Here is a 19852-nt window from a genome sequence, read left to right on the forward strand (position 1 = left end):
ATGAAAGCCTTGCTGCCGTCTCGTGTTTGCCGTGGTTGTCGTGGCCCGGGAAGCGACCGCTCAAGACGCACCCAAGGACGCGCAATGCGTCCGCGAGCGCGCCGCCATGGTCGAAACCATCCGGGCATACGCCCGTTCCGCCGCCAGTGCCTTGGGACAGCAAGGCCTGTCGGAGAGTGTCCTTAAGGCCATGGCGCAAACGAAGCGCCATCTGTTCATCCCCGAGCAACCTTGCTCCATCGCATACGCGGACAGACCGATGCCGATCGGCCTCGGGCAGACCATATCGCAGCCGTACATCGTGGCTTTGATGACCCAGTTGGTCGAGGTCGCGCCCGATCACGTTGTGCTGGAAGTGGGGACGGGCTCGGGCTATCAGGCCGCCGTCCTTGCTCACCTGGCGCGAAAGGTCTGCACCATCGAGATTGGCCGAGACCGCCGCGAAAACATTAAGGGACCTTGCGTATGACAACGTGAGCGTCAAGCTTGGCGACGGATACGACGGCTGGCCCGGATGCGGTCCTTTTGACGCCATCGTCGTGACTGCCGCTCTCGGGCAGCCACCGCCGCCCCTGATTGAACAGCTTAAAGTAGGTGGCCGGCTCGTTATGCCGGTGGGGCCCGGTTACACCACTCAGCAGCTCACGGTCGTCGAAAAAATCGCGCCCGACAAGACGACGACGCGCGCCGTCGCCCTCGTGCGCTTTGTCCCCTTTACGCGTTCACAACACTAAGCTCGCCAACGTCCCGTTGTTGCTGAGCCGGAATTCGGGGGCGTCGAGGTGCCTGGCACCTTCCGCGAATGCACGTTTGGAGCGGCAGCAATTGGCCCATCAGCCAAGTGGCGGAGGTCTGCTTATCGGCGCATAGCGGACTAGATTTGCTTACCCTAAGTTCTTCGCATGTTGACCCGAACCGGACATAGCCCGTCATCATCTTGTGTCGTCGCTTACAGTCATTCCCTAAGGAAAGAACACGATTGTCGCGTCGTCGGTGGTCTGCCCGACCTCTCTGAGGTCATGCTGAGGTGCCTGAGGAATTGCCGTCGATTGGCCCGGCAAGACGAGCATCGAATTCGGGGGTGAACCGGCAAGGTCAAGAAGAAGGCCCTGGAGTTGCTTAGCAAACTCGAGCCCGACAGCGTAAATCAGCAGCATTCCCCAGCGGTGTGGCGGCGGGAAATCATGAGAGCCGCCTCGCCAAGGAGGTGGAACATCATTCGAGATCGAGGTTCCGTCCCATTGGATGGGACGCAAATCGCCAGGGCACCAAAACGTGTTTTCGGCAGTCATTGTTCCAACCGTGATTCCGTAATCGATGTCGATTTGGAAATCCCATCGAACGCGCAATGCGGCTCTCTTATTAATAGAACATTTTGTGGGGGTGCCCGGCGGTTCTCTCAGCCAGTGGTCGTAGCCGTCCCAAGAGAATTGCGGGGCGCGCGTCAAGGTCGCCGTGCCGTAAGCGGAAGCTGCCGCCGCGCTTGCGAAGCACTGCTCTGCTGCTTGAGTGAGCCGCGCGGATGCGCTGAAGCGACGACCGGACGTGTTGAACTCGCCGCCGAGCAGGCTGCGTGCCTGACCCCGCAACGACTGCTCGTCGAGTTCGATCGGCAAATCGGCGTTCGGAGTCCACATCCGGGCGAAGCGCGCCATCCGGCCTTGCAGGTCGGGGCCGTCGAACAGGAACAGCTCGACGAAGGGCCGCCAATTGTTAAGCCACACTTGGGATATCCGACGATCGATGTGGCGCGGCTGCAGCTCTTTTTCGGGCCAGACGGATTTCATCTTGCCAGGGATTGAGCCAGACGCCTGGATTGGCGCCTGGAAATATTACTGGAACGTCGGCGGGGGAAACAATGATGGCCGGATCCCTTAACCCGACGGGCGCGGCGACATGCGGTTCGTAGTCGAGCGTCAGTTTGTAGGCGAAGTCTGGGCCGAGAATGAGGTCAGCGGCGTCCCGACCTTCTCGCCACAGAGCGAACTGCTCGAACACCGTGAAGAGTTCTTTACGCTGATCCATGGTACGGGCGTCTCGCGCCCGATCGCCCAGAGCCGCCAGAAACTCCGCGACCGAGGCAGACTTGCCAACAAGTGCCTGCACCCATTCGGGGGGGTCTCGGATGAGATCCCGGGGCATCGAAGTTCTTTCTTGCGCAGAAGAAGCGTTGCGGAAATATGCAACGCCATCGCGGAAGACCACCTCTGGATCGTGTTCACCGACGCTTTTGCTTTTCTCTCACAGGCATATGCTCGTGAGCTGGAGGCTAAAGGCGACGGCATTTTCACCGCTGAGAAGCGAAGCAGGGCTGGTCATGTGAAAGTCGCTACCCGGTGATCGGAATACTTGTGTGGGACCAACTTGAGGCTGCGCGGCTGCCAAAATGGGCGGTGCCCTATCCACACGAACGGTTCTCGACCGAGGGGATGCCAGTTTATTAGGAGCTAAGGGCTTCAGCGCATTCGCAATCTCCTGCGCGGCTCGCTGGCAGTTCAAGTGATGAAGGCCGATCACCCTCGTCGAGCTGGTCTGTTAGAACGCCTCTCCGCAAATTGTGTCCGGCAGCCGTCAAGTGCGATCCCACGATCAGGCCGATCCGCCTCAAGGTCAGGAGAGCCATGGGGTCACACAGCTCGATCGAGAGCCCCGCCCCGAGGACCGCAATTGCGCGTTGCTCATCCTCATCGAGATCATCCCATGCGATACCATCCATGGCGTGCCCCAAAGTAGTCCCAGATGGACTTATCCAAACCCGAACGCGGACCTGATCTGTTGCAGCATCGCCGAGGCCCCCTCGGTGTAACGACCGCTGGTTAGGTATTGGTCTAGCTGCACCACAATCGTGACCGCAAAAACCGCTGCCGCGAAGCCCTTAAACATCGCGTGTCTCCTACAAGAGACCGCCAACCGGGCGAGGTGAAATATCAAACTGTCTTCAGAACGCGCTGTCGCAAATGGCGGCCAGCGCAGTGATCGTGCCAGTCACTAATGACCAATTTCTTAACAACGTGGCGATCAACCTCGCAGTTAAGGCCCGCCGAATTTCGATAGGCATCGGTAGTCCACCGGAGGTGCGGCCGGCACCGTTGGAACTTATGCTGCCCGCTTTCAAACGGGCATTGCGATGACGCGGGACAATCCTCCGATCCTTATTTGCAGGCAATGCAGGCAGCCTATGGATTACCTTGCGATGCTCCCAGAGATCGCAAACTTGCCGGCTGCATATGCCTATCGATGCTTGCCCTGCCGGAGGGTCGATACTGTCACCTTAGGTTTGCACCCAGCAGCACTGAATTGCCAATTCACGAGCTTGCTGATGTTCGATACCGCGCACCCGGCGACCGAAAGCCACTAGCTCCAAACTCGGCCGAGCGTTTAGGGCCACCCGCATCGGGTTTCTTAATACCTGCAGCCGTCATTGAACCTTCATAAAAAGCCGATTAGCTTTCGCTCCTTTCTAACGTTTTTGGAGAGCGTAAGTGGCGATGGGTACTGTAAAGTGGTTTAACGCAACCAAGGGCTATGGCTTTATTCAGCCAGAGGATGGCGGCAAGGACGTGTTCGTCCACATCTCTGCAGTAGAAAGAGCCGGATACACCGGCTTGGCGGAGGGCGCGAAGGTCAGCTACGAGGTCGTGGCGGACCGCCGCTCCGGCAAGGCTTCAGCGGAGAACCTACGTATCGGGTGATTGCGGACGATCTAAACAAATAAGCCCGCCGCGAATGGTGGGCTTTTTTGATGCGTTCACCGACCTGCTTGGCGGTACGACATGGACGAAGACGGTTATTAAGCCCTCTTCAGCTTGCGCCGCGCAATGCGGCTCTTTCCCTTCGATTTGAACTCCGAGACCTAGCGACGGGTCAAAGCCCGCATCCCACCAATGCACGCCATCATCGTCAGCCAAAGAATAGCCCCACGACCATGCGAGCGAAGCATATCATAAGGCTAGACATGCAAACGGCTATCGCAATGTCGATGTAGAATAGCAGCCATTCGCGGTCCTCATCGCGCATCTGCCTCTTTGCCCAACTCCTTGCGCACCGTAGCTGCGGAGTTGCCCACCTTATCGACTGCTTTCTGAAGCTCTTCGCGGGTCACGCCAAGCGAGTGGGTCCAGTACTTCACCTCGTGAGCCTCATGCATGTTTATCTTGCTGCGGTCGGGCTGACCACGCTTGGTTAGGTTATCGGTCACGCTCGTCCTCCCTATTTGAAGAGGAGAACTCAGCTAGGAACGGCGCGTTCCTTTACTCAGTCCCTTAAACGAGCTTGCGCGCAGCAAGCCTTCCGAGGTGATGTCCCGATACTCGATGTCGGCGTAGAATGCCGGTTCGACCCACGTCGCCTTAGGCTTTTTGATAGGCTTTATTAGCTTGGCTTTTGGGCTCACCACCGTGTCCAGCGCCTTGCGGATTTGAGCAGATGTCGTGCGGGTGTCAACGCCGACATAAATCTGACCCACCTTCGCGGAAGTCGCCGAAGTAATTCTGACCCACCCCGGCGCTATATTGTGCTGGCCAGCTGCGGAGGGCGGAGCCCGTAGCGGCTGGCCAGCACAATGTCCTATTTTTCTCCGGTAACCCTCCTGGCGGCCTGACCGGCTTTGCGTTTGTCGCGCAGGCGATAGCTTTCACCGCTGACCTGGACGATGTGGGCATGATGCAGCAGGCGGTCGAGCATGGCGGCCGTCAGCGTCTGATCGTCAGCGAAGGCGCCAGCCCACTGCGTGAACGGGAGGTTGCTGGTGAGCACGATCGAGCCACGCTCGTAACGTTTTGCCACCACGTTGAAGAACAGATTGGCTTCCTCACGTCCGAACGGCAGGTACCCGATCTCGTCGATGACGATCAGCTTTGGCGCCATCACCGCTCGATTGAAGTATTCTTTCAGGCGGCCTTGGGCTCGCGCCGCGGCCAACTGCAGCATGAGATCGGCGGCGGTGATGAAGCGGACCTTGTGACCGGCCATAACCGCCCGGTATGCCAATGCGAGAGCGATGTGCGTTTTTCCAACGCCGCTCGGACCTAGCAGAACGACGTTCTCGGCACGCTCCACGAACGCCAGATGCGCCAGTTCGAGGATCTGCGCCTTGGGTGCACCGCTGCCGGCATTCCAATCAAATTGCTCCAGCGTCTTGACCGCCGACATCGTGGCCAGCTTCAGCAAGGTCGCGCGCTTCCGCTGTTCGCGCGCTGCCAGCTCTCGGTTCAGCAATTTCTCAAGGAAGTCGGCGAAGCTGACCTCGTCCTGCGCCGCCTGTTGAGCCAGGCCTGGCCATTCGGTCGCCAGGCAGGCCATTTTCAGTTGTTCGCACAAGCTGGCGATCCGCTCCTGCTGCTGGATCATGACTGCACCTCCAAAAGCGCGTCATATACCGACAGCGGATGCTGTAAGCTTTCGACTGGAACTGGTACCTGCAGCGGCATCCCCGCAGTCGCCTTCAGCGCCGGTGCCGGTAGCATCACCGCACGCTCTTCCGCCAGACGACGTGCCGGAATCGCCTTAGTCGTGGCATGCACGCGAGCGCGCAGCAACACTGTCGCTGGTATCCATCGCGGCCGCGCCTGGCCGACGCGCTCAAGTAGATAGTCCTTGTACCCGTCCAGTTTGGTCGACCGCGGGGCGCGTGGCCCGTATCGACCTGCCTTCTGGTCCCGCAGGTATCGCCTCACTGTATTCCGCGAACAGCCTAACTGTCGCGCTATCTCTCGCACTCCAGACCCCCGACGGGCCAAAACTCGTATCTCCACTGCTTGCTCCTGGCTCAACATCGACGGCTCGCGCAAAACCGTCATTATTTCCCAGGTGGGTCAGTTTTACTTCGGCGCAGTGGATCACTTTTGCATCGGCGCTAACATGCGGGACCAGCCGGTGCCGACCTTGCCCACGTAAACCAGCTCTTCGCCTTGCTGCTTGCCAAGGTACAGCGCGGCTGCTCCCGACGGGTCTTTGATGAACCCAACCACCGGGAAAGTACCCTTGTGTATAGTTTTGACCTTTAAGCCAAGCCTCGGTGCGCTCCGAGCGATATGGAGCCTCGGCCTTCTTGGATACGATACCTTCGTAGTGCAGCTTGCTTGCGGCCTCGAACAGCTCGTTACCATCGCCGATCACATGTTCACTGTAGAGCGCAGGTGCCTCGATTTTGTGAGTATAACAATTCCTGCAGCAGCTCCTTGCGTGCGAGCTGCGACGCACTTCGCAAGTCTTTGCCATCGAGCCATAGAAGATCGAAGGCGTAATACAACAGGCGATCCTGATTGCCTCCGGCGAGGTCAGCCTGCAACTCGGAGAAGTTGGTCCGGCCGTCATGCACGACAACGACTTCGCCGTCGATGATCGCCTGACCGGGAAGGTCAAAAGCGCCGGCGATGACGGAGAAACGCTTGATCCAATTCAGGACGGTGCGGGTAAATGCTTTGCGGCCATCGCCGTCGATATGGAGCTGGATGCGGTAACCGTCATATTTAATTTCATGGAGCCAATTTTCTCCTGAGGGCGCCTTGCTTTTGAGCGTGGCAAGTTGGGGCTTGATGAAGCCCGGCATCGCAGGTGCTTTGGTACGCCTCGCCACTACGCAACTCACAAAAAATCCGACGACGGGCAGCCTACCCTGTCAGCAACGAGTTCAAAAACGTGCGGGCCGGCACTGCCGTTCCAAGGCCGCCGCAAGACCTCGGGACCCGGTCGATTACAACACGCTAAAGATCGAAATCCAGATTCGGTCGCAACTGCAGCATGCGTGGGCAACGGCCGTCGAGACCGTGGGCACACTCCAGCAGCGGGCGCTCAAGTCCAGCCAAGGCGAGAAGGATTGGCTGCGATTCTTTGCTTTTGGCCAGCAGCGCCTTTGCATTGCGGGAAGGCACGCCGCCCGTTCCGGGAACGCCCAACGTCTATCGTGAACTCGTCCACGAAATGCGCGACTACGTGCGTCGGCTCGATCTGGCGAAGCGGCTGGAGGCCTACGGGCACGCCATGAACCTGTTGTCCAGCCCGCAGCACAACAGAGGCGACAATCACTATTTCCTGTTGGAGATGAACCCCCGCGTTGATGTCGGTCCAGGTCACCACCTTTAAGTTCGGCGAATCGACGCTGGCGAATCAAAGATATCTCGACTTCGAGCGCAGGCTGAAAGGCATCCCCGGCGCGGAGGCCGTCCTTGTCTCGGTTGTTTCCTCTGACGCGGTGCGGAAAGCCTATCCTAATTATTTTCTCGACACTCAGGTGTTCGTGCGGCTTATTCGAGAGGCGACCAAAACACTCAGGCCGCCACCGCGCCCCTCAAGGGGGCCGCCCGACACAAGGCAGCTCGATCTGTTCAAGTAGCAGGCGCTTTGGTAGTTCGGACCGGCATTTAGGCTTTCCCTTCCGCCTCGCTCTCCTCAAGCGCGATCTTCATAAACTCATCGTGGTTGAATGCGACCTGCCCGACCGTTTTAGCCTCGAATAGCGGCGCACGTGCTTCCCTTAAATGCTGTGCCCGGCTCGCACGTGTAGAGCATAGGTCGGAACGGCCCCAAGCCCATCTCCAGGGCTGGCAGGTGACGAGCCGCCCGTGCACGCTAACCCAACGCATGCGCTGGCAGTAATCTCATTTCTCTTCGTCTGTACGAAATGGACCGGATTGGAGATTAAATTCGAGGCGACCGGCTAGATGAAAGACGGCTCCGTTTGACCCGGGGGGACCCGGAGCCGTCCTGCCAACCCTTCATGCCAGCCCGTGTGAAGGGCTAACAACCAAATTTCACCCCCGGTGTGTTGTTCCTGCTGGTTCGCCGTTGGGCGCGATCAGAACAAAGGGGATCGCGAAGCGTTTAAGTCGCGCAACTCAATCCGGAGGTCGTCATGATCAAGAAGGCGTTTTTCGCTCTTAGCGTCGCAGCGGTGCTTGCCCTGGCGCCCAGTGCAGCGTCCGCCCAACGCGGCTTTCATGGAGGATGGCACGGCGGCGGTTGGCATGGCGGCGGTTGGGGAGGCGGTTGGCGCGGCGGCGGATGGGGAGCACCAGCTGTGGGCATAGGTCTCGGCCTTGGGCTCGCCAGCGCGGCAGCTTGGGGACCTGGCTGGGGGTGGGGAGGACCTGGCTGGGGACCCGGCTGGGGAGCGCCGGGTTGGAGTTACGCAGCGTATGGCGGTTGCACGCGATGGCGTCGCGTCTGGACTGGCTGGGGTTGGAGGCTCAGGCCAGTGAACGTGTGTTGGTGAGATTGAAGCGGCCCCGACCGCAGCGACTGGAGGGGGTCTGTTGGTCCGGGGCCGCACTTGCTGGCTCAGCGGCGAATCAGTTTGAGCAAAAGATGCGGTCCGTCAACCGTCGTTCCTATTTTCCGGAGAGCAGCTCGTCGCCCGGCGTCAGCAGGCGCACATAGGTGCCGCTCTCGTGGAGTTCGAGCCAGCCTTTCTCGACCGCATACTTGATCCCAGCGCCGAACTCCGGGCCGCTCGCCTTCAGCTGGTAGAGGAACGGCGCGTTGAGCTTCTCGATGCGAATGCGCCCGTCCTGGATTGGCGGGATGCCTAGCGTCGTGCTGCTGATGCGGTGCGCCGTGTCAATCGGTCAGGTTAAGCGTCTTATCGGCGCAGACGTTTATGCCGGAAGCATCCGCCAACTGGCCGTCGTCGAACCTCCCGCGCAGATCGAAGCGGCAATCGCTGGCCTGTGGCAGTTTAGCCGACGCTTGCTTGCCGGGTTTCAGCGGGCCGAGCACTTCCTTCCAGTCTGCAGAGCCGGACTTGGTCGCCTCTAGCTGGATCAGATCCGCTTTGCGCGAGTTCGTCACTGTGACGGTGACCGCGCCCGCTTGGTTCGCCTTCGCCTTCGGTTTAGGCGCGGCGTGCGCGGCGCTAAAGCCGAACAGAGTTGCTCCCACGAGCGCTGCAGCAAGTGTCCGAGTGTACATCGGATTGTCTCCGTTTGGCCCCCAGCAGCGACGGTCTCATTCTTCAACGCGAAACGGTCCCGACTATGGCCAGTTCGCGTGTTTCATAGATCAAGGTGAAGAAATCCCTTCACCCAGTAGTCCAGCGCTCCCGGCGCGCAGTGCGGCCTTCCTGCGGGCCTCTGACCTGCCCATCGCCTGTCTCGCCGTGATGGGAGCTGCGCTCGATGGTGACGCCGTGAGACGAGATAGCTCGATCCAGCTACGTGCGTTTTGTCGGCGGTGCAGAAATTTCTTGCTGATGCGACCCTTTCGCCATGTACTCGTCCCGGCACACACAAAAAATGGGAACCGCACCAATGATCGATCCAGCGCGGCACTACCGTTGCAACGTGCAGGACTTCGTGTTCGATCTGACCGACTTCGTCAAAGAGCGGATCGGCCGGGCGCGTTGCGATGTCCCGCCCCGGTACATAGATCGCGGCTTATGGTATCGCGTACTGAGTTCGCCCTCCCGGTCAAGGGCATCAAAGTCCCGACTGGTGACAACTGGCTCCACGAGATCAAGCACGACGGCTACCGCATCAAACTGATGCGGGAGGGCAAGCGCGTGCGCCTCATCACCCGGGGCGGCAACGACTGGACCGACCGCTATCCCTGGATTGTCGAGACCGCGCTGACGCTCCGCAGCGAGCAGTTCATTCTTGATGGCGAGGCGGTCGTGCTCGGCGTCGATGGCAATTCCGACTTCAGCGCGCTGCATTCGCGCAAGCACGACCACGAGGTGCAGTTCTACGCCTTCGACATCCTGAGCGCCGATGGTGACGACTATCGCCTCTTGCCGCTCTCACTCCGCAAGACGAACCTTGCGCGGCTGTTGCGCAACCGAGCCGAGGGCATTGCCGCCGCTCCGTTCGAGCAGGGCGGGATCGGACCCGACCTGTTCCGGCACGCTTGCATCATGGGGCTGGAGGGCATGGTCTCGAAGCAGGTTGATCGCGCCTATCGCGAGGGCCACTGCGACCACTGGATCAAGAGCAAGAACCCGAAGCATCCCGCCTACCGCCGGGTGCAGGATCAGTTCTGATCTAGGGCGAAAAGAAAAGGCCGCCCCGAGGCGGCTAGTCCAAGATCGATCTTCCTTCTTCTACTTATTTCTTGAGGGCGTCAGCGGCGTCCCGCGCTGCGTCCTTCACATCTCCTGCAGCCTGGTGGGCCGATCCCTTAGCCTTATCCATCTTGCCTTCGCCTTCGAGGTCCCTGTCTCCGGTAAGCTTGCCAGCGCCCTCTTTGATCGCGCCTTTTGCCTTGTCGGCAGCGCCCTTCACATGTTCGCGGTCCATGATCGTGTTCCTTTGCCGTTCTTAAGACGGCACAACGAAAGCGTAGCAAAGAGGTTCCTTGAGAACGTGCGCCGTGGTGGTCTGCTGCTGGCCTGAGCCCAAAGCCGGACGCAGGGCAGCGTACCGTCACAAGCCCCCTCGTGACCGAGGGGAAGTATTGGGTGAATGCTCACTCTTCTGCGACGAGAGTGGCTGCGCCTTCATCGCTTCTGTTGGTCGGTGCGTGCTGCAAAGGTTGCCGTGAAAATCGTGCTGTCGTCCGTCGAAGTGGCAGAGATCTGTCCACCATGCGCCCTTGCGATTTCCTGTGAGATATAGAGACCAAGCCCCAATCCCTTCTGGTTAGGCAGAACGTCACCTCGGTGAAAGGCGGTAAAAAGGTGCGGCATCGCTTGCGCTGGGATCGGCGGTCCCTTGTTGATCACCTGGATCCTAAAGCCCGCATCACTGGACCTCGCAACAATATTGATGGGCTCGTCGGGCGCACCATAGGTAATCGCGTTGCCGAGCAAATTGGATATCATCTGACTCAATCGACCCGCGTCAACGTTTACCGCCGCTGGTGCGTCAACATCCAACAAAATGCGGCGCTCTGAGTGCACGCTTTCGAACTCGGATACGATCTGAATTATGATGGGTCGCAAGTCCTGGCGTTCGGACCTCAGTTGCATCCCGGCACCCAGGCGGAAGCGGGCGAAATCCATGACGTTGTCTATCAAACCCGCCATCCGATTGACGCTGCCCTGCAAAAGCGCGATCCAATCTTTCCCTTCCTGATCGACCTTCTTGTTTAAGAGCCGCAGGCCGCCCTGAATCGAGGCAAGTGGATTTCTGAGGTCATGGCCGAGGACGGCGATGAATTGCTCACGAAGCTCCGCATTCTTCCGTTCCGCTGCAAGCTTGCTTTCGGTCAATTCCATTCGTTCGGCTGCGTCGAGATGAGCTGCAATCAGCTCCGCAAACAGCTTGAACATGCCAACGACTTCAGGGGTATTTAGCTTGCGCGGTTTCGGGTCGATTGCACAGAGCGTTCCGAAGAATGAGCCATCCGGAAGAACAATCGGGACCGAGATATAGCTCTGAAAACCGTACTGAGCCGGAGTATGGTGGTTGCAGTACTCTGAGTCCTCGCTGACATTGTCGATGATCACAGCCTCGCGGCTTTGGCGAATTTCGTGGCAAATCGTGCTCTCGATCTTCAGCTCGTCGCCCGGCTTCAGCCCGAAGGCGAGGTCGTCTCGCGATGCACAGGTGATCCATCTGTCCTCGGTGACGCGGGCAACTGCGGTAAACCCCATGCCCGTCGTTCGACTCACCACGTCAAGAATGGTCGAGACAGCGGCAATTCCGCTGACTTTCGTGATGTCATGTTCGAATTCCATCCAGTCCCCCACGCACAGGAACTCTTTGTTCCAGTCTGAACGCTGCTTCAGCCTAACCAAATAAATACCCGTCTGCACAGCGCGAAAAGTGCCTGGGGTGCCGTGCCTGCCATCGAATTGTGCCCGCTGCTTGGCCATCGGACCAAGTTTTGCTTGTGCCCCATCGGCGAAGTTGCGCCTCGTCTGCCGAAGGTCCGCTAACTGCGCCCGCGCGGACCGGATTTGCTCAATCTGAGTTCTTCGCACTTGACCCAAAGCAGTCAAATTAGGGCCAGACCACCCGTGGCTGGGCCGATGCTCCACCGTCGTGCTTAAGAACATTTCTCCCGTCGCAGCGTTAGCCGTCAGGAGCAATCATGAATCATCAGGACTGGCGCTTTTACGGATTTGTGGGCGGATGCCTACTGGCCGCCGTCATATTCGTCGCAGCGGTTGTCGGCGGCCAGGTTGGTGGAACACGAGTGGCTGAATTGCCTCAAAATTCGTACAGTAAGCCGAGTCAGAACCCGGGAATGTAGTGATGAATTACGGCGCGCGATGCAATCTGCGGAAATAGTAGTAAGGTTGTTAGGGCTGTCCGGCCAATGAAGATGCTGAAAATTCAGGTCAGCTTTTTGGGGTAGATCGGACGCAACTAGTCTTCCTTTCCGAGGGGCGCTCGTGACCCGAAGCGGTCCTGACCCACTCGCGTTGCAGCGTTCGCACCTGTGCAACTACCGACGACCCTCAGTTTTTGATGAGGATCGAACGAACCGGCGGGATTTTATTGCGGGTAGTGCGGCACTGCTTGTCTCGCCGCGCATTCGTGGGCAGAGGGGCCGACATCGCCGGATTGGCTATCATGATGGTGCGACCCTGTAGTTGCCACTCTTCAAAGGTGTGGCAGTGAAGTTTGCGCGATCATGGTCGGATTGAAGGGAAGAACCTGATCATTGACTACAGATCGCCTGTCGCGATTAGACATACTCTCCGAGCGTCAATGCAAGACGCGGGAAAGGCTCGCCGATGCACACTACCAGTTAGACCAGTCCTGACGCTCTTCGATGGCGAGTTCCACCTTGGTGGTGAGCCACAATAGGTTTGAGGAGAGATCAGCAAACAACTCCTTCTTCGATTGGTCGGCTGCATGGCGTCTGCTGATAAGCGCGCACTCCTCCGCTTCGGTGAGGAGTTTTTCTAGGTGGGTTTGCATGTCGTGCAAGGCTGTACCCTTGCGGCACTAACGTGTCGGCACGCCAGCGTGTCGCGGAACTGACGTCGCTCATCTTCAATCGGCCGCCGGGTTGGTCGTTCCTAAAGTGAATTAGGAATTCGGGAGGATCTTGTGTGCGATATGACACCAATGCCGCGTAGTTCGCATACTTGAAAGACAGCTTATGGCCCTTCAGCGAAGTTGTGCCTCGTCTGGCGGAGGCCCGCTCCTTGCGGATAAGCGGAGTGGATTTGCTCGCTCTGAGTTCTTCGCATTTTTGGGGGGCGCCGAGCGCCGCCCTGGTGCTAGGATCGACCGAGCAGACCACGGTTCCCGGAAAGTATACCTGCCTCACCGTGTGGATCACGGGCGGTACGCACTGCTCTACGCTCGCTACGTTAGGGCCTACCGGGAGAGCCTTGAGACGTTGAAGCTCCCCAAGCCTGACACTTTCCTAGGCCTGAAGACACAAGAGCCGTTCCCGCTGGAACCGCAACCGGCGGAGCCAGCGGACAGAGGCTTGAAGCCCAGCAACTAATCCTCAACGCGGCTGGTCCTCATCACCGGCTTCGGCTCTGCCCGTAGGTGTCGGTGGCTGAGAGACCCAGCGCGCTCCCGCCTGCTAACAGGGGAGTGCTGCTATATCGGAGTATTCTCGAAAAATTTCAGTTCAGACCGCCCTCATCGCCGAAGAGATTGAGCGAACCAGGGAAATATGTGCGCAGTCGCTGGCGCTTCTCCGGTTGCCCATTCCGAGCACGTTTCTCGGCAACAAACTGCACCCACCGCCTAAGACGGAAGAGGACGAGTAGCCGCCTCAGTCTGCTAAGGTCGAGCGTAGTGTAGGAACGACTTTAACTGCTGCTCTGTTGCACACCCGCTGGGAGAACTTCATGTGCGACAAATGCGTAGAACTCGACATCCAGATTGCTCGCTATCGCCTGCTCGACCGGAAGCTGGAGGTGGCGGCAATGGAAATGGTAGCCGACCTCGAGGCGCAAAAGGTCGCGCTCCACCCCCTCAGTGAGTAATGACCCGAACGAGGGCCGATTGATGCCGAGATACTTCTTCAACGTCCACGATACAAAACCAATCATCGACACCGAAGGGGAAGAGTTGCCGGATGCTGAGGCTGCTTGGCGGGAAGCAATAAAGTTTGCTGGTGCAATCTTCCACGACGTGGACGGAAAGTTTCGACCTGGGCAGGAGTGGTCACTCGAAGTTGCCGACGAAGCCCGGCGGCCGGTCTACTTCATCGTCATAAGCTCAAAGAGAATGCAGTAAAGCGTCTCAAACGCGACTTCGATTGGCCTCTTGGAGGCCGCGCGGCCCTAGCGGGCGGCTTCGTTCTTTCGAATGTCTCCTGATGGCCCGAGGCTGACCAAGCCCAGGGCGTAGCGACGTCTGCTTGCCGAAGGAAAGCTGACCACTGTCGGACCGGCTTCGAAGGCAGCCTTTGACCCAACTCAGACATCGCAAATGCAGCAATCGCGAGCAGTTCATAACCAAAAAAGCCCCGGCGCGCCGGGGCTTTGGTTGGCGCAGACTGAAGCGATTAGTATCTGGTCGGAGAGCCGTAACCGCCGAAGCGATAGTTCAACCGGACGGTGACCATGTCGACGTCCTGGCTGAACCTTTCGCCAACGAGAGTGACACCACCGGGCGTGACCAAGCCTGCACCCACGAATGTGCGGGTGTCATTCCCCATCCAGAGGTGGTCGTATTCAACACCAACCGTCCAGTTGGGCGTGAAGCCATATTCCCAGCCGACGCCCAAGGCGCCGCCCCAGCGCGTATGACTTGCCGAGTCCAGGCCCACTCCGGTGAAGTTGTTGAAGACATCAAGACGATTGTGGGTCACGGCCGCACCACCCTTCACGTAGAGCAGCGAGGCGTTCCACGCCCAACCGAGTTGAGCCGTGAACAGCCCAATAGCGTCGGTTTTCCCTGTGGTCGAAATGAGCGGATCGACTAGGCTCACGCGCGTGTTCGTGATGTCGGCCCAATCGCCCTGCGCCTCCAATCCGAAAACGAACTGGTTGGTTTGCCAGCGATACCCGATCTGTCCGCCGACAAGGCCGCCGGAGCGATCCGCGCAACGACCTGCGACTGTTCCGAGAGCAGTTACGAAATCCACGCAACCGCGGCTTTGGCCCCATCCGCCGTTGGCGCCAATGTAGAAGCCAGTCCAGTCATAGACTGGAGAGACCATCGGGGGCGCCTTGGTGTAGGGGCGTGCCGCCATGTCAGCCGCCGACGCAGGAGCAGATAGACCCACTGCCATCATCCCCGCGGCGGCAATTAAGAGCTTTTTCATTACGAGAAATCTCCCCAGAAAGAAGTTCGAAAAAGGCACGAGGCCCACGCGAGGAATCAATGCTACCCGCTTCGCCTGCAGGTTGATGTAACCGAGGCGCAACACTCGAGTCGAATGCGGGGCAAGAATTTCTTAATTTTATTAACGACTTACGGGGAACCAAATGCACGCCAACGTGTACATCGCGGGAAATGAAAAACCGCGGACCTTGAAGAGCCAGCGGGTTGAATTGGAGATTGCGAGCTGACCTCCAACTTAGCGCTGCGGCACGGCAGACGCGTCACAAACCTGTGGCATGACCGTTGCACAATTGGAGGTAGCTGGTATTTTGGCACCCAGTTAGAGAATAGGCGCGGCCGGGACGCATATTTCGAGCCCGGCGACGCTTCACTTCCTTTCCCCTCGCGCCATCGCTACGGCGCATATTGTTTCGACGACCGGGATATTTGGCGCATGGCATACGACACAGCGACAGTAGATATGCTCCGCAACGTTCTAGATGATGTTCTTTCCCACCCGTCGTTCACTCGTCAGCAGCAGCGATCTGCCGTGGAAGTGGCCGAGCGCGTCCTCTGGCTCGCTTCGCAAGGGGAGCGTGAACCGATTAGGATCAAGCGGCACCTGCTGAATGAGTTCTTGGTGTCTGGATCGACTGCTAGCGACTAAGCTCAAAGTCCGTTTGTGGCTCGCAACTGAACACCCGACTGGCCGTGGCAACGTCGCCTGTGGAGGGTCAACCAGACCATAAGAATTCGCGGCCGACCGCTGCTTTTGACTCCGAAGGGAGGCCGGAAAGGAGAGCCAGCGTCTCAGGACCAGAACCGGTCCTCCCGCTGCTCATCGCCTTGATACTCGCGGAAGTCGGTCGCCTTTCCGTTCTTCATCCGCCAGACGTGGATCTCCGGAAACGACGCGGAAAGCCCGTTTCGTTCTGCTTTCACAGTGACCAAGGCGACAACGAGATCGTGGTCAGCCAGCACATTGTGAACATCAATTCCGAACGCGCCTCCGGAAAGCTCCATCGTGCGTTGAAAGAAGCCTCCGACCTGATCGTGGCCGGTATAGTTGCCTGAGAGCAGACTATGACCGGGAACGTGCCAGGTGATGCTCGCGTCGAGGACCGCAAATACGGAAGGAATGTTTCCTTGCGCAAAATCTTCACAATCACCGAATTCGGATCGCTCATTGTTGCCTCCTACATAAGGGTTAAACACCTCTTCGGGACTTATCGTGATCGCTGATTAGCGCGGAATTATAGCAGGCGAGGGGCCACCTCGAAATGTCTCCCCTTGGCCCGTTGCTGACCACCGCTCTCGGCCTCGCACCGTCCGCTTCCGAGGGTTGAGCGGAAAGTCATCCTGGAGACGCCGGGCCAGCCTTTGACCCTAAGCAGACTTAGGTGCTGCCCGGTCTGGACTTCGTGCGCACGATCATACTTGCCTGCCAATGGCCCAGGAAGTTGCGGATGCGCTGCATCGGCTTGCCCGATGCAGCGCCAGGCACGTTCCTCACTGCCTTTCGTAGATGGCAACGCTGCTAATGGGCTGACCGTTGGCGCCGGTGCCCTCGGTAGTAACTGTGAAAGTCTTTCCGTCGGGCGAAATCTCGTTGGAGCCGGTTTGAATCGGCTTTTCGGCTTTGGACCGGACCCACTTCACGTGGTGATCATCGACTGATGTGTAGGTCGTCGCATCAAACAAGGGATTGCCCGTGGTGGGGTGAGGCTTCCCATCGTAGATGTGCATGAACACGATCTTTGAGGCGTGACCCTGAGCATCGATCGTCTCGGCAGTATTCTGGAGATCTTGCCCGACCCTCTGAAAATTTAGCGTTTGGCTCTTGGGTGGTGGGCCAGGACTAAATTTTGATTTTTCGACGTTGAGCCTCCAGGTCCCTATCAAGAGATCGCTCTGTGCGAGCCCCATCTGGGGTCCTGCACAGGCGAATGCAGCAGATAGCAGCCCCAAAGCCAGGACAGTTCGTCGGTTCATGCTGTTCCTCCCTATAGTATCATCAACGACCTCTGATGCGTTTCCGTTGAAAAATGACGAGTAGTGGCAGCTAAGCCAATGCGGCTCTGGATCGGCTGGCAGGCTTGGTCAAATGGTACCGGTTCGAGAAGCTGATCGGCCATTTGCGAGATGAGAAGGGACCAGGCCAGCCGGGTTACCCAGTGTTGGTGCTGTTTCGCGCGCTGTTGTTGCAGTCACTCTATGGTCTTTCGGAGCGCGAGCTCGAGGAGGCGCTGGGCGACCGGCTGTCGTTCAAGCGCTTCGTCGGCCTGAGCCTTGAGGATGCGACGCCCGACCATACGGTTCTGAACCGCTTCCGGAACCAGCTCGTTGAACAGGGCCTTCTGGAGAAGTTGTTTGGCGAGCTGGATCGCCAGCTTGAGAATGCTGGTGTCATCCTCAAGCGCGGCACGATGCTGGATGCAACCTTGATCCAAGCCGTCTCAGTTCCTCCGAAGGAGGATCGTCCGTCAAACGACCCAGATGCCCGGTTCACCAGCGACAGGGCAAGGGTGGTTCGACCTTCGGGTACAAGGCTCACATGGGTGTCGACGAGGGATCCGGCCTGATCCGCGCAGTCCTGACCACGCCCGCCAACATCAACGACACGACGCCGGCCGACGAACTGATCCGCGGCGATGAAGCCGTGGTGTGGGCCGATGCGGCTTACGACACCCATGCCCGGCGGGCTCGGCTGAAAGCGGAAGGCAAGAAGCCCCGCATCGCACGTCGTCCGAACCGGCATCACCCGCAGCTGCCGCCGAGGCTCAAGCGCTACAACCGCCTCATCGCACGACGACGGGCAACGGTGGAGACGACCTTCGCTACCCTCAAACGCCGGATGCGGCTCACCTGCATCCGCTACGTCGGTCTCGCCAAGGCAAGCGGACAAATCCTGCTTGCCTCTATCGCGTTCAAGATGAGGCGCTGGGCCGCAATCGCCGCGTGAGACGCCCGCCAAGGGCACCAAACTACCGTCTCGCCCCCAAATCGGGCCGAACACAGCCTCTCTCTTTACGTCTCCTGTCGCAAAAGGCAGTAGCGCAACAGGCCCACAAGGGGAGAAGGGAAGAGGAATGTGGATCGCCAGTTCCGCATCCCTCACGCCGGTTTGAAACTTCCCCTTCCGTGGAACGTAGCCTTTCATGCTAACCTTGATTGCCCCGCGCGAGAGGACCCGGCATGAATCCGATCGACCTTGTGGTGACTGTGTGTGCGGTGCTCTCGCCTGCGACCTGCGAGGAGCAGCATCTGGTGTTCAACTATGCGGGTTCGCCGCGGCAATGCGCGATGGCTGCGCCGCCCTATATCGCGCAATGGATCGGCGATCACCCGAAGTGGCAGGCGGTGCGATGGCGCTGCGAATATCCGCATCCGAACGACAAGGCGTAAGCTGCCCGCACAGACTTAGTCCCTCATGGTGAGGCGCCGCGTAGCGGCGTCTCGAACCATGCAGGCCCCGCTACTGCAGCCGGGCCCTTCATCCTTCGAGACGCCTGCTCCGCAGGATGAGGGAGAGCCACTACTTCGTGCAGTCCTTCAGATCCTTGTCGGCGATCGAGAACACCGCATCGGCCTTGATCTCGATGTCGCGGACGATGCACTGCCGCGCATTGGGATAGCTGACCTTGGCGTCGTAGCGGCCGGGCTCGACGCCGGTGATGCGCAGCCGCTCGTCGTGGTCGACTTCCTTGTCCTTGTCGTTCAGGCACTGGTTCGGGCCCCAGTCGGTCTTGCCCGCGGGCGAGAGCTGGAAGCCGGAGATCGTCTCGGTCGTCAGATTCCAGAGCCGGATGCCCTTGCCCTTCGTTTGGGCGGCGGCTTCACCGGCACACACCAACGCCGCGATCAAGACGAGACACCAACGCATCATTTCGCACTCCCCCAAAGCGGCGCCGCTATTGTCTGATCAGGCGCTCGCGGTTCTTTGCCTTGTCGAAATTCTTGGCGCGGTCAAGGCCGATCGGCGCGATCAGCCTGGTCGAGACGAGATCGGCGCCCTCGAAATCGGTGCCGATGACGGTTGCTCCGCTGAGGTCGGCGCCACCGAGCTGGGCGCCCTTGAGCGAGGCGGCGGTGAGATCGGCGCCTTTGAGGGAAGCAAATTCGAGATCGGCGCGCGAGAGATCGGCGTCGCGCGCGTTCAAGCCGGTCAGATTGGCCGAGCGCAGGACGGCGCGCATCAGCCCCATCGACTGGTTGCGCATGTCGGCGCCAAGACGCGCCTCCGCGATCGAGGCGCCGACGAGGCTTGCGCCGGTGAGATCAGCGGCGATGCGAGCGCCGGTCAGATCGGCGCCGTCAAGCCGGGCACGTACCATTTGCGCAGCGAACAGGTTCGCGCCCCTGAGGCTTGCGCCGATGAGATCGGCCTCCAGCAGCCAGGCCTGATCGAGGATCGCGCGATCCAACTGGGCGCCTGCGAGCTTGGTCTTGTTCAGCCGCGCCGCGCGAAGAATGGCGCCGGACATGTTCAGGCCCGACAGGTCAAGGCCCGAGAGCCGCTTGCCGGTGAAGTCGGCGGGCGCAGCCGCGCTCGCTCCCGCGAGCACGGTTTCGACCTCTGCCCGGCTCATCTCAGCCGACGTCATCGCAGGCGAGGTGAGGTCAACGTCGCGCATCATGTCCTGCGCGTTTGCCGCTTGTGCGGCGAGCACGACACCGAGCGCTGTCAGGACAACCGTTGCCTTCATCGTCAGGCTCCGCTTCACGTCTGTCTA

At 59.3% G+C, this 19852-nt stretch carries 25 protein-coding genes and 2 pseudogenes; 11 read left to right on the top strand and 16 right to left on the bottom strand.

The features are described from left to right. Positions 1-106 precede the first annotated feature (106 nt). Positions 107-469, top strand: a complete 363-nt coding sequence (locus QA642_RS14800; protein WP_283085308.1) for a hypothetical protein — start codon at positions 107-109, stop codon at positions 467-469. A gap of 4 nt (positions 470-473) precedes the next feature. Next, positions 474-734, top strand: a complete 261-nt coding sequence (locus QA642_RS14805; protein ID WP_283085309.1) for a hypothetical protein — start codon at positions 474-476, stop codon at positions 732-734. Positions 735-962: 228 nt separating this feature from the next. Here the strand turns inward: QA642_RS14805 and QA642_RS14810 are convergent, their stop codons facing one another. Further along, positions 963-1787, bottom strand: a complete 825-nt coding sequence (locus QA642_RS14810) for a hypothetical protein (protein WP_283085310.1) — start codon at positions 1785-1787, stop codon at positions 963-965. Positions 1788-1896: 109 nt separating this feature from the next. Here QA642_RS14810 and QA642_RS14815 point away from each other — a divergent pair, with 109 nt between their 5' ends. Both QA642_RS14815 and QA642_RS14820 read left to right on the top strand, forming a co-directional pair. Next, entirely contained in the window at positions 1897-2340 is a 444-nt protein-coding gene (locus tag QA642_RS14815; protein ID WP_283085311.1) for a hypothetical protein, read from the top strand. A 1142-nt stretch (positions 2341-3482) separates the two neighbouring features. Beyond that, a complete protein-coding gene (locus QA642_RS14820; RefSeq protein ID WP_283085312.1) occupies positions 3483-3692 on the top strand; it encodes a cold-shock protein in 210 nt (69 codons plus the stop codon). Between the two features lie 314 nt (positions 3693-4006). On the opposite strand, the gene QA642_RS14825 is transcribed toward QA642_RS14820, so the two are convergent. The 6 genes and pseudogenes from QA642_RS14825 to QA642_RS14850 all read right to left on the bottom strand — a co-directional run bounded on the left by QA642_RS14825 (position 4007) and on the right by QA642_RS14850 (position 6577). After that, positions 4007-4198 (bottom strand): DUF3606 domain-containing protein, encoded by a 192-nt coding sequence (locus tag QA642_RS14825; RefSeq protein ID WP_283085313.1) that lies wholly within the window; start codon positions 4196-4198, stop codon positions 4007-4009. A gap of 33 nt (positions 4199-4231) precedes the next feature. Continuing rightward, positions 4232-4465: a hypothetical protein gene (locus tag QA642_RS14830; protein WP_283085314.1), complete on the bottom strand. Its 234-nt coding sequence runs from the start codon at positions 4463-4465 to the stop codon at positions 4232-4234. Positions 4466-4566: 101 nt separating this feature from the next. Beyond that, entirely contained in the window at positions 4567-5349 is a 783-nt protein-coding gene (gene istB / locus QA642_RS14835) for an IS21-like element helper ATPase IstB (RefSeq protein ID WP_283084969.1), read from the bottom strand. A gap of 179 nt (positions 5350-5528) precedes the next feature. Then, positions 5529-5774, bottom strand: a pseudogene (locus QA642_RS14840) (helix-turn-helix domain-containing protein); the annotation flags it as partial. Between the two features lie 63 nt (positions 5775-5837). Beyond that, positions 5838-5969 (bottom strand): hypothetical protein, encoded by a 132-nt coding sequence (locus QA642_RS14845; protein ID WP_283085315.1) that lies wholly within the window; start codon positions 5967-5969, stop codon positions 5838-5840. Between the two features lie 152 nt (positions 5970-6121). Beyond that, a complete protein-coding gene (locus QA642_RS14850) occupies positions 6122-6577 on the bottom strand; it encodes a hypothetical protein (RefSeq protein WP_283085316.1) in 456 nt (151 codons plus the stop codon). 260 nt (positions 6578-6837) lie between these two features. Between QA642_RS14850 and QA642_RS14855 the strand changes: the two genes are divergently transcribed. Then, on the top strand, positions 6838-7083 hold the full coding sequence (locus tag QA642_RS14855; protein WP_283085317.1) for a hypothetical protein: 246 nt from the start codon (positions 6838-6840) through the stop codon (positions 7081-7083). Continuing rightward, positions 7058-7333 (top strand): hypothetical protein, encoded by a 276-nt coding sequence (locus tag QA642_RS14860; protein ID WP_283085318.1) that lies wholly within the window; start codon positions 7058-7060, stop codon positions 7331-7333. Before QA642_RS14855 ends, QA642_RS14860 begins: the two co-directional genes overlap by 26 nt. A gap of 1223 nt (positions 7334-8556) precedes the next feature. On the opposite strand, the gene QA642_RS14870 is transcribed toward QA642_RS14860, so the two are convergent. Continuing rightward, a complete protein-coding gene (locus tag QA642_RS14870) occupies positions 8557-8907 on the bottom strand; it encodes a hypothetical protein (RefSeq protein ID WP_283085319.1) in 351 nt (116 codons plus the stop codon). Between the two features lie 466 nt (positions 8908-9373). Between QA642_RS14870 and QA642_RS14875 the strand changes: the two genes are divergently transcribed. Further along, the gene (locus QA642_RS14875; protein ID WP_283085320.1) at positions 9374-9973 is read left to right on the top strand and encodes an RNA ligase family protein; all 600 of its coding nucleotides are present in this window, start codon (positions 9374-9376) and stop codon (positions 9971-9973) included. 64 nt (positions 9974-10037) lie between these two features. Here QA642_RS14875 and QA642_RS14880 read toward each other — a convergent pair whose 3' ends face one another. The 3 genes from QA642_RS14880 to QA642_RS14890 all read right to left on the bottom strand — a co-directional run bounded on the left by QA642_RS14880 (position 10038) and on the right by QA642_RS14890 (position 12803). Then, entirely contained in the window at positions 10038-10229 is a 192-nt protein-coding gene (locus QA642_RS14880; RefSeq protein ID WP_283085321.1) for a CsbD family protein, read from the bottom strand. 200 nt (positions 10230-10429) lie between these two features. After that, positions 10430-11749, bottom strand: a complete 1320-nt coding sequence (locus tag QA642_RS14885) for a GAF domain-containing sensor histidine kinase (protein WP_349253840.1) — start codon at positions 11747-11749, stop codon at positions 10430-10432. Between the two features lie 874 nt (positions 11750-12623). Then, positions 12624-12803 carry a hypothetical protein gene (locus QA642_RS14890; protein WP_283086894.1) on the bottom strand — a complete coding sequence of 60 codons (180 nt, stop codon included), beginning with the start codon at positions 12801-12803 and terminating at the stop codon, positions 12624-12626. Between the two features lie 893 nt (positions 12804-13696). Between QA642_RS14890 and QA642_RS14895 the strand changes: the two genes are divergently transcribed. Further along, positions 13697-13834, top strand: coding sequence for a hypothetical protein (locus QA642_RS14895; RefSeq protein ID WP_283085322.1), 138 nt, complete (start codon positions 13697-13699; stop codon positions 13832-13834). A gap of 22 nt (positions 13835-13856) precedes the next feature. Then, a complete protein-coding gene (locus QA642_RS14900) occupies positions 13857-14087 on the top strand; it encodes a hypothetical protein (RefSeq protein ID WP_283085323.1) in 231 nt (76 codons plus the stop codon). Between the two features lie 271 nt (positions 14088-14358). On the opposite strand, the gene QA642_RS14905 is transcribed toward QA642_RS14900, so the two are convergent. The 3 genes from QA642_RS14905 to QA642_RS14915 form a co-directional block, all read right to left on the bottom strand. Next, positions 14359-15120: an outer membrane beta-barrel protein gene (locus tag QA642_RS14905; protein WP_283086895.1), complete on the bottom strand. Its 762-nt coding sequence runs from the start codon at positions 15118-15120 to the stop codon at positions 14359-14361. 809 nt (positions 15121-15929) lie between these two features. Beyond that, positions 15930-16334, bottom strand: coding sequence for a nuclear transport factor 2 family protein (locus QA642_RS14910; protein WP_283085324.1), 405 nt, complete (start codon positions 16332-16334; stop codon positions 15930-15932). 294 nt (positions 16335-16628) lie between these two features. Beyond that, positions 16629-17111 (bottom strand): hypothetical protein, encoded by a 483-nt coding sequence (locus QA642_RS14915; protein WP_283085325.1) that lies wholly within the window; start codon positions 17109-17111, stop codon positions 16629-16631. An 86-nt stretch (positions 17112-17197) separates the two neighbouring features. Here QA642_RS14915 and QA642_RS14920 point away from each other — a divergent pair. Together QA642_RS14920 and QA642_RS14925 are read left to right on the top strand one after the other, a co-directional pair. Further along, positions 17198-18081 (top strand): annotated as a pseudogene (locus QA642_RS14920) (IS5 family transposase); the annotation flags it as partial. A gap of 233 nt (positions 18082-18314) precedes the next feature. After that, positions 18315-18524 carry a hypothetical protein gene (locus QA642_RS14925; protein ID WP_027562369.1) on the top strand — a complete coding sequence of 70 codons (210 nt, stop codon included), beginning with the start codon at positions 18315-18317 and terminating at the stop codon, positions 18522-18524. A 130-nt stretch (positions 18525-18654) separates the two neighbouring features. On the opposite strand, the gene QA642_RS14930 is transcribed toward QA642_RS14925, so the two are convergent. Both QA642_RS14930 and QA642_RS14935 read right to left on the bottom strand, forming a co-directional pair. Beyond that, entirely contained in the window at positions 18655-19002 is a 348-nt protein-coding gene (locus QA642_RS14930) for a hypothetical protein (protein ID WP_283086896.1), read from the bottom strand. A gap of 28 nt (positions 19003-19030) precedes the next feature. Next, positions 19031-19825 (bottom strand): pentapeptide repeat-containing protein, encoded by a 795-nt coding sequence (locus QA642_RS14935; RefSeq protein WP_283085326.1) that lies wholly within the window; start codon positions 19823-19825, stop codon positions 19031-19033. Positions 19826-19852 lie beyond the last annotated feature (27 nt).

This window comes from Bradyrhizobium sp. CB2312 (genome assembly GCF_029714425.1).
Classification (GTDB): Bacteria; Pseudomonadota; Alphaproteobacteria; order Rhizobiales; family Xanthobacteraceae; genus Bradyrhizobium.